11 protein-coding genes and 1 pseudogene are annotated in these 11315 nt (G+C 41.4%); all 12 read left to right on the plus strand.

Features of this window, described 5'->3' with window-relative positions:
* Window positions 1–1126 precede the first annotated feature (1126 nt).
* The 12 genes and pseudogenes from nifH (at window position 1127) to Q0541_RS27570 (ending at window position 11174) form a co-directional block, all read left to right on the plus strand.
* A complete protein-coding gene (nifH, locus tag Q0541_RS27515) occupies window positions 1127–1951 on the plus strand; it encodes a nitrogenase iron protein (protein ID WP_366941936.1) in 825 nt (274 codons plus the stop codon).
* A gap of 166 nt (window positions 1952–2117) precedes the next feature.
* Window positions 2118–2504 (plus strand): hypothetical protein, encoded by a 387-nt coding sequence (locus Q0541_RS27520; protein ID WP_298918703.1) that lies wholly within the window; start codon window positions 2118–2120, stop codon window positions 2502–2504.
* A gap of 310 nt (window positions 2505–2814) precedes the next feature.
* Window positions 2815–4167, plus strand: coding sequence for a substrate-binding domain-containing protein (locus Q0541_RS27525; RefSeq protein ID WP_298918706.1), 1353 nt, complete (start codon window positions 2815–2817; stop codon window positions 4165–4167).
* Window positions 4168–4483: 316 nt separating this feature from the next.
* Window positions 4484–5602 (plus strand): homocitrate synthase, encoded by a 1119-nt coding sequence (gene nifV / locus Q0541_RS27530; protein WP_298918736.1) that lies wholly within the window; start codon window positions 4484–4486, stop codon window positions 5600–5602.
* A gap of 231 nt (window positions 5603–5833) precedes the next feature.
* Window positions 5834–5962, plus strand: a pseudogene (locus Q0541_RS27535) (CopG family transcriptional regulator); the annotation flags it as partial.
* Window positions 5963–6149: 187 nt separating this feature from the next.
* Window positions 6150–6308: a hypothetical protein gene (locus Q0541_RS27540; protein ID WP_298918713.1), complete on the plus strand. Its 159-nt coding sequence runs from the start codon at window positions 6150–6152 to the stop codon at window positions 6306–6308.
* Between the two features lie 20 nt (window positions 6309–6328).
* Complete coding sequence (locus Q0541_RS27545) at window positions 6329–7105, plus strand: 2OG-Fe(II) oxygenase (protein WP_298918716.1); 777 nt, start codon at window positions 6329–6331, stop codon at window positions 7103–7105.
* Window positions 7106–7240: 135 nt separating this feature from the next.
* Window positions 7241–8062: an NADPH-dependent oxidoreductase gene (locus tag Q0541_RS27550; protein ID WP_298918719.1), complete on the plus strand. Its 822-nt coding sequence runs from the start codon at window positions 7241–7243 to the stop codon at window positions 8060–8062.
* Between the two features lie 540 nt (window positions 8063–8602).
* Window positions 8603–8833: a hypothetical protein gene (locus Q0541_RS27555; protein WP_298918722.1), complete on the plus strand. Its 231-nt coding sequence runs from the start codon at window positions 8603–8605 to the stop codon at window positions 8831–8833.
* A gap of 125 nt (window positions 8834–8958) precedes the next feature.
* Window positions 8959–9459 carry a phosphate-starvation-inducible PsiE family protein gene (locus Q0541_RS27560; RefSeq protein WP_298918725.1) on the plus strand — a complete coding sequence of 167 codons (501 nt, stop codon included), beginning with the start codon at window positions 8959–8961 and terminating at the stop codon, window positions 9457–9459.
* A gap of 600 nt (window positions 9460–10059) precedes the next feature.
* On the plus strand, window positions 10060–10560 hold the full coding sequence (locus tag Q0541_RS27565) for a DUF2231 domain-containing protein (RefSeq protein WP_298918728.1): 501 nt from the start codon (window positions 10060–10062) through the stop codon (window positions 10558–10560).
* Window positions 10557–11174, plus strand: coding sequence for a DUF2231 domain-containing protein (locus tag Q0541_RS27570; protein ID WP_298918730.1), 618 nt, complete (start codon window positions 10557–10559; stop codon window positions 11172–11174). Before Q0541_RS27565 ends, Q0541_RS27570 begins: the two co-directional genes overlap by 4 nt.
* Window positions 11175–11315 lie beyond the last annotated feature (141 nt).

Below are 11315 nucleotides of genomic sequence, written 5' to 3' on the forward strand. Positions count from 1 at the left end.
TCGCACTTAAACAACTTCATTGGCATGGCTGATTGCTCCTTGTGCAATAAGCTGACATCAAGAAAGATGCTTCAATATTTGTATTCTCATCAGAGAACTTCTTTGACTTCCTTGATTTCAAAATCCTATCAACCTTTTTATTTAACAATAGTAATCTTGATAACAATCACATGAAAATATATTGTTTCTCATTAAAAAATTAAATTATAAATAGACAGGTCTAACTAAATTTAAAGTAATATTTATTTTTATATAAAAAACAATTTTAGTAAACTAAATAGACAGACCCTTCTAACTAAAAATCAATAAATAAATAATTTAATTGCTGTTCTAATTATTGATGTCTCCGTTGGATAAATAGATGAGAGTTGTTTAACTCCAGACAACAAGAAAAAGGTGGTTATTGGCGGATTTGAGGCTCTTTAGCTGAGGCAGTTCGTTGCGCGGCTTTGCCAACTTTAATAAACTGCTATGATCATCAATTGTAACTACTAATACTGTTTGTAAATTAATTTGAAAGTGCAAGTAAATTTGCCAGATGTATGATATTCTTTATTTATAGGGAATCTAATAAAAGGACGAAAACTCCTTAGGTTTCTTTGAAGTGAGTTGTCAGACCAGCCTCATCATTTATTGGTGATGACATAACGTTAATCGAAGTGGAGCAAAACCGCCAAAAAATCGGTTTTTCGTTTGGCGAAGTCGTTTCCATAGGGTAGGCTGGACTGATTTTTTTATGTATCTTCTTTCCAGTAAAAAGAATATTTGTCTTGCTGTGATGAAGCAAAAACCTCTCATTCACTTGCCGTAGCTGTGGAGTTTTTTGAACTATTGGTAACAGTATTGCAACTAATTTTTAGCACCTTTGTTATATCTCGCGTCCCAATAATTCCCACTAATATTTACTGCTAAATCTGTAAGAAGCTGTTTAACTTCTAGCAGGTAACTGCAATATTTATAGTGCTGGAAAACGGTTGATGTCCACTGTCTGACTATATTAATACTGTCACAATGTGAGCAGTGAACTCTTTCAAAATCTACAACTCTATTTTGATTCAGCACTCTACTTGATTACACCATAATTTTGGAGCCGAATCAATAAGTCTACGCCATTACTGAGGTTTTTATGCGAAAAATCGCTATTTATGGAAGAGGGGGAGTTGGCAAATCCACAACGACTCAAAATATAGTAGCTGGACTGAGTGATGTGGGTCGCAAGGTGATGGTTGTAGGGTGTGACTCGAAAGCAGACTCTACGCGGCTCCTATTGGGGGGATTCCACCAGAAGATTGTACTCGACACGTTGCGTAAAGAAGAAGATGATGTCAATTTAGAAGACTTTCGCCAGGAAGGATGGGGGAAGACGCTGTGTGTGGAATCAGGTGGACCGGAACCTGGTGTGGGATGTACAGGCCGAGGTATTCTGACATCAATTGGATTGCTGGAACAACTTGGTGCCTATGATGATGCAGTTAGACTTGATTATACATTTTATGATGGTCTAGGTGACGTAGTGTGCGGTGGATTTGTCATGCCCATTCGTGAACGCAAAGCTCAAGAAGTTTACATTATCACTTCTGGGGAAATTATGGCAATGCATACCGTCAACAACATCTGCCGAAGCATTCAAAAGTATGCTTCTATAGGCGGTATACGTCTGGGAGGATTGATCTGTAACTCTCGCAAAGTCGATCAGGAAAATGATTTGATCAAAGCTTTGGCAGAGAAACTGGGAACTCAAATGATCTACTCTATACCCAGAGACAACATGGTGCAACGAGCAGAGTTCCACCGCAAGACGATGATTGAATATGCTCCTGAGTCTGAACAGGCGCAGCACTATCGCAACCTGGCAACCACGATTGACAAGAACACAGATTTTGTGACTCCGAAATCTATGTCTAACGATCAGCTTGAGGAACTGCTGGTAAGGTTTGGGTTGTTTGACTAAGACGATGCAGTAGGGGTTATCCCTCATATAAAGTATCTGGAGCAATTGGCAACCTCTTACTTGAAAAAGCAGAAAAAACTGCGTAAGTTTCTTACCACCATCTGAGAAATGGGCATTCTCAACCACGCCAAAATTTGTCTACCTCATTGAAGGAGTAGAACTTATTATGTTGACTGAAGAGGTTTTAGTCCAAAAATTTATCACAGTAGCTCAGGGGCGCTGTCCCAAACTCGGCGAGCTGCTCCAGTACTGCCACGTCGAACTTGTAAACTCCTACTGGGGCTGCCCCCCAAAACTTATACAACATTTTGTGGTATTTTATCCTAACATGCTGTTTGCCTCAGTCAATGCCTACAAAGATATTTTCAGAAGTGTTGCCCAAGATTTGGGGCTATCGGACGCAGTTTGCATAAACGCCACACGCATTATTCGCGATCCTGCTTCAAGATTGAAGGAAAAGAACCCCACTCTCTGGTTGGAACTCCAGTGGGTAGCAGTGCCTACTAGAAAAGGCAATTGGTATTTAGATCAGGACTTACCACACTCGGACTGAAAGTTGGGTTATTGCAGCAAAATAGTACACGAATGCTGAAAGTTTGTAAATACTTAATGCCTTGGGATTTGAGCATTTTCTGTTGGTGATACCGACTTGGTTCGCAGATGCTCAAAAAGCGATCGCCAAATAGTATCTAAAAATGCAAGTATATTAGCCAAATGTATGTTATGCTTGCGAAAAATCACCGAAATTGTCAAAACATCAATATGCCTTTCAACAAAAACGCCAAAAACTAGAAAACCTTGCTATTGCCCCAACAGATTAGGTTTATCCGCTACGGCTTTTTCTAACGGAGAGATACAGTCTCATGAAACTAGACGTGAATCTTTGCAACAACCTGAAGTCAATTAGAACTCGCTTGGGTATGAGTCAGCAGGATTTAGCTAACAAGGCTGGTGTAACCCGTCAGAGTATTGGTGGTGTGGAATCGGGACAATATGCTCCTTCAGTTGCTATCTCACTGCGTTTAGCCAAGGCGCTTGGCTGCCCAGTTAAGGACTTATTTTGCTTCGAGGAGGATTTACCAGAAGTTCAAGCAGTTCTTAGCAAATCAGTTAAGAGCGGACAGCAATTGCGAGTTAGTCTAGCGCGGGTTGGTGGTAAATGGATAGCTTATCCCCTCGTTGGGAAGGATGCTTTTCGCATCGAAATGATTCCGGCTGATGGTGAAGCAGTTGCGGTGGACGGGTTCTCCGGCATAAGCAAACTGCTTCACCCTCCGGGTTCAGCAGTTGCGATGAGCCACCCCGTTGCAAAAAGAAGTCTGAGCAAAGGAAGCTCCAATTCAGAACTTTTCAAGGTTTGTCCTGTTGATAAACTGGCGAAAGGGTTAAGAGGTATAAGCAAACTGCCATTCTCGAATGGGGTTAAGGTAGAGTATCTCGAGGGTGAATTACAGAACCAAACAGGTAAGAATAAAGTTCTGGTTCGGCTGCTTGATGATATCGATAAATTGGAAAATACAGTTGTGATTGCTGGTTGTACGCCAATGATTTCCCTCTGGGCAAGAGCAGCTGAACGTTGGCATCCGCAACTGCGAGTTCATCATATTTTCGCCAACAGTATGACAGCGTTGCGTAGTCTGTGCCGAGGTGAAATTCACATCGCTGGGATGCACCTGTATGATCCGGAAACTGGAGAACATAACATTCCCTTTGTACGGGAAGCTTTAGCTGGTAGAAGTGCAGTTTTAATTACCCTTGGAGTTTGGGAAGAAGGACTTTTAGTCCCACCAGGAAACCCAAAGGGAATTAAAACAGTCAGCGATTTAGTGGAATTAGGAATAACTATTGTCAACCGTGAATTAGGTTGTGGTAGTCGTATGCTTTTGGAACGCAAACTCCAAGAAGAACATATACTATTGCACACAGTTAAAGGATTTGACCATATCGTTTACAACCATCAAGATATCGCTCTATCCGTAGTGTCAGGAATTGCTGATGCAGGTGTCAGTACGGCATCTGTAGCTGCTGCCTTTGGGTTGGGATTTATTCCCCTACATCGATCACGATACGACTTAGTGATTCTCAAAGAATACTTGGAAGAAATACCAGTACAGCAATTGCTCAGTACCTTAGGACATCGGCTAGTCCAATCGCAATTAGAGGTTCTCGGCGGCTATGATATCAGTAATATTGGGGAAGTTGTAGCGAATATTTAGGGTGGAGTGTGAACCTAATTCGTAATTTGTAATGACACTCGTTCACACTTGGCATATCCCCTTCTCCCAAAGGGAGAGGCTAACGCCTGCCGTAGGATGCCTGTTCGCCGTAAGGCGTCCCCTTAGGGAAGGGCTGTAGAGAGAAGAGAAGGCTTTACGGTGTGCTAATGTAATTCGTAATTATTACCTTATGACTAAGGAATTATGTCTTTTAGTTTCCACAACCCAAATTAGTTGCTCTGTCACTCAATTAGGAATTCCTCAAGCAAATCAAAATCACACAACAAATTAGCTGCTCATGAATCATCACTTCTCTATGAACAAACATCCCATTCAGATTAACGATACAACCTTAAGAGATGGTGAACAAGCGGCGGGTGTAGCCTTTAACGTTGAAGAAAAAATTGCGATCGCCACCTTTCTTGATGCCATTGGTGTTCCAGAATTGGAAATTGGCGTTCCGGCAATGGGGCAAGAAGAGGCAGAGTCGATCCGAGCCATTGCCAATCTGGGATTAAACGCCAAATTATTGGGCTGGAACCGTGCTAATTTGTCTGATATTCAAGCATCGATAGATTGTGGTTTGGAGCGAGTGCATATTTCTGTTCCTGTCTCAGAAATTCAGATTGCCGCCAAGTTTGGTGGCAATCAGCAGAAAATGCTGAACCTTTTGCGGGATGCGATAAATTTCGCTTGCGATCGCGGTTTATCTGTATCTGTCGGTGGAGAAGATTCTTCCAGAGCCGATGAATCTTTTCTGCTGGATGTGGCGTTTTATGCTCAAGAGTTGGGAGCTTTCCGGTTTCGCTTCTGTGACACTGTAGGAATTCTCGATCCTCTGACTACTTACAGCAAAGTTCGCTCTCTTGTCCATCATCTATTCATTCCCATAGAAATGCACACGCACAATGACTTTGGACTGGCAATGGCAAACTCGCTGGCTGGTCTTGAAGCAGGGGCGCTATCAGTTAACACTACAGTAAACGGGATTGGTGAAAGGGCAGGCAATGCGGCGCTGGAAGAAATTGTGATGGCATTAAAACACATTTACGGTATTCCAACGGGCATTGATACAAAACGGTTGTTGGAATTGTCTCGGTTAGTCGCTAAAGCTGCCAACTGGCCGGTTCCTCCCTGGAAAGCGATCGTGGGTGAAAATACCTTCGCACATGAATCAGGTATTCATGCTCACGGTGTGTTGCAAAATCCGGGCACTTACGAACCCTTTGCACCGGAAGATGTTGGTTGGGAACGTCGCCTTGTTGTAGGCAAACATTCCGGTCGGCATTTGATATTCAGTGTGCTACAAGAACATGGAATCACGCTCAGTCAGCTAGAAATTCAATCAGTGCTAGATGCTGTAAAGCATCAGTCAGTAAAAGTTAAGCGCAGTCTCACGGTTGAAGAACTCCTGAGTTTGGTTCCCCAAGGGTGAACGCACACATTTACTGAAACATTAGGTTGCATTGTGCTTTTATTCATTAAAACGTAAGTACATCAACTTGTAAGCTTTCAGTCAGTTTGACCAGAAAAGACTTGAATCAAAGTGAAGTTGGTTAAGAACGCATGACAATTCCGTCTCTGGTTAGCGTAAGCACAGCTCGCCGCAGGCATCGCAATTATTGTACCAACTGCTAAAATGTTACCAATTATATTGGTAATAACTATGCCAAGAAAAGAGCAAGGATGGATTACATTTCAATTGTCTTCAGAAGAACTGCAATTTTTGGAACAGTATTGCCAGCAGTTCCAACGCACTAAGACTGATGTGTTACGCTCCCTGTTGCGTAGTCTTCAAACAAAATTACGAAAACAGCAAGGGAAGCAGTTTGATTCTGGGGAGGTTGATCTTGACTTACTTTGAGCAGTGGTGAAGAATCCTACTCGTAAAGCCAGTTGTCTTGCGCCTAAACAAACTTGTAATGGGGAAGTTAATAATCTCTCTGAAATCGTAAAAAAGCGTTCAAGTTCAAAAGTTGACCATGACAATTTCCACAGAACTACTGCAATGTCTATGGCGGGCTACGTCTATGCGCTACAGTGAAATTCCTTTCAATTACAAAATTGGCTGGAATGATTTTCTAACTGTTCCAGTGATCAAACTTCTGCGGTTTGAGCAGAGTTTCTTGATGCAGAGGTAAATCAGATTTTTGATGCTCCAATGCCACTTGATGTCCAGGGTAGTCAGGATTGGTTAATTCTACTAAAGCATTTTTTTTCTACCATGCTTAATTTTCAGTCCATTCATACCACAGCAATGCAAAAAGCCCCATATAATTGGGCTTTGATAAAAAACCTGCTCTCAACTGAGGCAAGCTTAGAACTAGCTGCAAGTTTTCCCTACGAAGAGTTTCGTTTGTCAGAGGGAGAGGGATACGGATACTCTTGGGGAAAGATGCTTGCCACTAGCGAGGATATTTCCTTGATGCTCAAATCTAGTGATAATCGCTGGCGACAGCGGATGGCACAAGACAGACTTACTTATGATTTGGGACATCTCAGTAATGTCTGGCAACAGTTGATAGAAGGACTGTGGACAGATTCTTACCGCGCAGCAATAGCCGAAATGTCTGGGTTAGAACTAAATAACTGTGTAATGGATATTGGATTTCGCCGATATAAATTAGGACAGTTGCATCACCCACATACAGATGAGCCAAACAAAGTTTTAACTCATCTGCTATTTTTCAATCAACAATGGTCTGAAGATTGGGGAGGCTGTTTGCGAATTCTTAAAGACTCCCAACCGGAATCTGCCTTTCAAGATATTCTACCCTTGAGTGATTCCTCAGTTGTGATCGTGCGTTCTAACAATTCTTGGCATATGGTAACTCTGCTTACTTGCCCTGTATCTGAGTGTCGGCTAGCTTTACGAGTTGCTTTTTTTCGGAATAGTCGCCTAACTTCAGATTTAGGAGAAACCCAGTTAGCTGCGTAGCAGTCAAGTATTTTCTTTCTACTTTTGTCAGAAAATCAGCCTTCTGATTTTCTGGTTCTTCCTTGTCCTACTTATTTATCGTCGTTGGTAATCCCTCTAAAATCGGAAAAAAGTGTTGGAGTTCAAAAGTTGATCATGACTAATCCTACAGAACTATTGCGATCGCGCTATGGTGAAATTCCCTTCAATTACGAAATTGACTGGAACGACTCTCTAGAAACACTACTATCTCACCGTTCAGTTCGGTCTTATCTATCTAACCCTTTACCACCAGGAACCCTAGAATGGCTAGTTGCAGCTGCTCAATCTGCTGCTAGTTCAGCTAATTTGCAAACCTGGAGTGTAGTAGCGGTTGAAGAGCAAGAGCGCAAAGCAGAATTATGCAAGCTCTCTAATAACCAAGTATGGGTTAACCAGGCTCCTGTATTTTTGGTTTGGTTAGCAGATTTAGGTCGGATGGCTCATATTGCTGACAGTCGCGGACTACCTCATGTAGCTCTGGATTACATAGAACTGTTGTTTAAAGCAATAGTTGATGCCTCGGTGGCAGCGCAAAATGCCACTCTAGCTGCTGAATCTGTTGGTTTGGGAACGGTATATATTGGCGCAATCCGCAATAACACGCAAGAGGTAGCAACACTACTAAATTTGCCACCTTTTGTGTTCCCCGTATTTGGATTATGTGTGGGTTATCCCAATCCTGAGGTACAACCTGCTATTAAGCCACGTTTACCGCAGTCAGCTGTATTGCACAGGGAAACCTATAAATTGGCAGAACAAGATGAAGCGATCGCTCACTACAACAATATCATGAAGGAATTCTACATTGAACAAAAGATGAATGCCGCTGTTGATTGGTCGCAAAACTCAGCCGAGCGGATCGCAACCTTAGACTATTTAAAAGGATGCAAAAACTTACGTGAAACTCTCAACAACTTCGGCTTAAAGTTGCTATAAAATAAGTCAGCAGCCAGAAGACACAGAGTACTCTAAGCATCCACCGTACCTCTAGTACCGCAAGGCGGAAGTCAAAAGTCAAAAGTCAAAAGTCAAAAGTATTATGGAATGGACTTTTTAGGGATTTTAAACGGTTGCTCTATTTACGCCGTGGCGTACTAGTAGAGAGCAAGCTACGCGCAATAGGGACTAAAGAATAACTTCTGATGTCTGCACTAAAGCTTCTGACGCTTAAAGATTTGTTACCGCTTCACTAAAGACTCAAAACTCTACGCTCAGTCTCAAAAGATAATTTCAGTGCGTAAGTCCTAAAATAGACCAGCTAACTTGCCAAATATAGCAATTCTCCTGCTTGAAACCTTTGTACAAATTTGGGGAATCTGAAGGCATTTAAGCAGTTAACAGGCGAACGATTTAATGGGTATTCCAGCAAGCTTTATCTCTCCAAAAAGGGCTGAACTGTAAGAATCGCTCTTCTCATGAGAATTGCTGACTAAAAATGTAGAATTAACCAGCGAAACAGAAAGGAGCTTCATAACAATGAATAATTTGTCTACTAAAGACCTCAACAGACTACGCTCTCAAGCCAAAATAATTATGAATCGAGTCGAGATTTTCATAGAAACTTACTTATTAGAAGCTCCCCCTGATGAAAAACTGATTAACGAAACCTTACAAGAGATCATCAAGGCTACGAATAGCTTAACAACGGCAGCATCCAAGATGAAAACCGCAGAACCCGTACCTCATAACGCTAACAATTCAAAATAGTTTAATAGGGCTGAATGGAAACCCATAGCTATTGAATACAGTTCCGAGTGCTGAGTAATCGACGCTAGATACTCAGCACTATTTTGGTTATGGAGATAAATCAATCTAGACTGTTAGGAAGTACCATGCTAAAAGGGCTAATTTCAAAGTTAAACAACTGGTTACAAAGAAATAGAATTGTCCGCAACCTGGAGTTTTTTCAAGATTTTATTATTATTTCTCTCTGTCTTGGTTTATTCTGTGTGATGCTGATCCGACTAGGAGATATGTTCTTCTCTTTTTTACATCCCTTGGATTTGCGGCAAGTAACATCTGATATCCTGTTCATTTTGATTTTAGTAGAGTTGTTCCGTCTATTAATTGATCATCTACAACAACAGAGGACATCCGTGACCGCAGCAGTAGAAATTACTATTGTTTCTGCTTTAAGAGAGGTAATTTTACGTGGTGTTCTCGAAATTCCCCGTGACCAAATTTTTGGAATAGCGATATTTTTACTAGTGTTAACAGGAATTATGCTGGCTTTGCCTTGGATATCTCGTTTTCTTGAACAGGTCAAAATTCCTCACCCCGAACCAACAGGAAAAACGCAATTATTGGCTGAAACTCATCTAACTTCTGATTAATTGTAACCACAAATACTGTTTGAAAATTAGTTGGCGATCGCAAGTAAATTTGCCAAATGTATGATATTCTTTATATATGGATAAATAAAAGTACAAAAGTTCTTCAAAAAAATAAGTATACATAAGAATCACTACTATCATGAGCTTGGACAAAGCAAAATTTTCTTTTAAAGTATGGTTTTTGCATTTTGTTAACTCATAAGCCAAGAAGTGAGGTTGATTCAGTCAAACATATCTGGTCGGGGTTCAGGCAAGAATAAACGCTTTTAGATGAGATATGCAGCGTTAAGCGCCTTTTCAGTATTTTTCACTCAAGCTCCTGTTTTTTGCCTATCAACCTTCAATGGCATTGTAACATTGGGCGTAATAATGCCTAAAATCTATCTGATGGAGTGCATCAGATTCCAAGGCTTCTACCTATCGAAATGAAGCTACCCTGTAAAAATAATTCTCATAATGGGAACTGCTGTTGTTATTTGAACAGGTTTTAAATCCAACCTGAGTCGTTATATAAGTCAAAAGGTTGTGAATGTTCAGGGTTAGAAGTTAGTTTTTTGCTACTAACTATTAACTTCTAGCTAATAGATTGATTAGAACATAATGTTTGATTATCTTACATCTTCCAACGACCACAATTTACCTTACCCAGATACAATTCATCCCATCATTGTCCACTTCGTAATTGCGATGGTGTTGTTTGCCTCTGTCTGCGATGTAGTTGGTTATTTCACAGGTAAAGCTCGTCTTTTTGAGGTGGGTTGGTGGAATATGTGTGTCGCCACGATCGCCATCTTTGTTGCCGTCATCTTTGGTCAGTTTGAAGCTGGCTTGGCAAGACCTTACAATGCTGTTAAGGCAGTACTGAACATACATACGCTGCTTGGCTGGTCACTGTCTGGAATTATTGCAGCAATTACAGCTTGGCGTTATGTACTTCGCACACGCAACCCTGACAAATTACCGATTCATTATATGGTAGCCGGGCTGTTTTTAACCTTAATAGTTGGCTTGCAAGTATATCTTGGAGATGAACTTGTTTGGATATATGGACTGCACACAGTGCCAGTTGTTGAAGCATTAAAAAATGGTATTTTGCGATGAACTCGGAACTAATTGACCAATTAAGTACACAACTAGGTACCAACGGACTGCCTTACACCATTCCTATTCATCCTAACTTAGTCCATTTCACTTTGGGTTTGTTCATCATTGGGATTACCTTTGATATCGTTGGTGTGCTGTTTCCCTTGGAAATATGGGTCTTCAAATATTTTGCGATTACTGTAAAACGTGGCAACTTCTTTGATGTTGGCTGGTACAACATGATCGCTTCCAGCATTATCACTTTTTTCACTGTGGGGGCAGGCTTTTACGAAATGCTTTTAGCAGCACCACCTACAGATGTCAAGAGTGCCTGGGGATTACAGGCAATGCAAACCATGATTTGGCATGGTGTGGGCGGTGTGTTCTTATTAGCACTGATTGTTGGCATGACCATTTGGAGAGGATGGCAACGCTACATCTGGGACAAACAAGCATATAAACAGACAGATAGAGAAGTGCAGTGGATCTATCTGTTCGCAGGCATAGCAATTATGTTCATTATGTTCATCCACGGCACACTGGGAGCGCAACTAGCCACCGAATTTGGCATACACAATACAGCAGATAATTTGCTGCGATTGGGCCAAGACCTGAACACAACACTTAAATAAGTCATTTGCCCAATGCCCAATACTTCGGCTTCTCTACGAGACGCTACGCGTAGCTTGCTTCCCCGTAGGGGTACGCTCAGTACAAGTGCCCAATAACCAATGACCATGAAAATCCAGAAGATTTTAAATATTTTGACGCTG

This window comes from uncultured Nostoc sp., from assembly GCF_937863485.1.
In the GTDB taxonomy this organism is placed as follows: domain Bacteria; phylum Cyanobacteriota; class Cyanobacteriia; order Cyanobacteriales; family Nostocaceae; genus Nostoc.

What these genes read in the sequence shown, in the direction of transcription:
- nifH (WP_366941936.1), top strand. Translation starts at nt 1,127, where the DNA reads ATGCGAAAAATCGCTATTTATGGAAGAGGGGGAGTTGGCAAATCCACA.
- Q0541_RS27520 (WP_298918703.1), top strand. Translation starts at nt 2,118, where the DNA reads ATGTTGACTGAAGAGGTTTTAGTCCAAAAATTTATCACAGTAGCTCAG.
- Q0541_RS27525 (WP_298918706.1), top strand. Translation starts at nt 2,815, where the DNA reads ATGAAACTAGACGTGAATCTTTGCAACAACCTGAAGTCAATTAGAACT.
- nifV (WP_298918736.1), top strand. Translation starts at nt 4,484, where the DNA reads ATGAACAAACATCCCATTCAGATTAACGATACAACCTTAAGAGATGGT.
- Q0541_RS27540 (WP_298918713.1), top strand. Translation starts at nt 6,150, where the DNA reads ATGACAATTTCCACAGAACTACTGCAATGTCTATGGCGGGCTACGTCT.
- Q0541_RS27545 (WP_298918716.1), top strand. Translation starts at nt 6,329, where the DNA reads ATGCCACTTGATGTCCAGGGTAGTCAGGATTGGTTAATTCTACTAAAG.
- Q0541_RS27550 (WP_298918719.1), top strand. Translation starts at nt 7,241, where the DNA reads ATGACTAATCCTACAGAACTATTGCGATCGCGCTATGGTGAAATTCCC.
- Q0541_RS27555 (WP_298918722.1), top strand. Translation starts at nt 8,603, where the DNA reads ATGAATAATTTGTCTACTAAAGACCTCAACAGACTACGCTCTCAAGCC.
- Q0541_RS27560 (WP_298918725.1), top strand. Translation starts at nt 8,959, where the DNA reads ATGCTAAAAGGGCTAATTTCAAAGTTAAACAACTGGTTACAAAGAAAT.
- Q0541_RS27565 (WP_298918728.1), top strand. Translation starts at nt 10,060, where the DNA reads ATGTTTGATTATCTTACATCTTCCAACGACCACAATTTACCTTACCCA.
- Q0541_RS27570 (WP_298918730.1), top strand. Translation starts at nt 10,557, where the DNA reads ATGAACTCGGAACTAATTGACCAATTAAGTACACAACTAGGTACCAAC.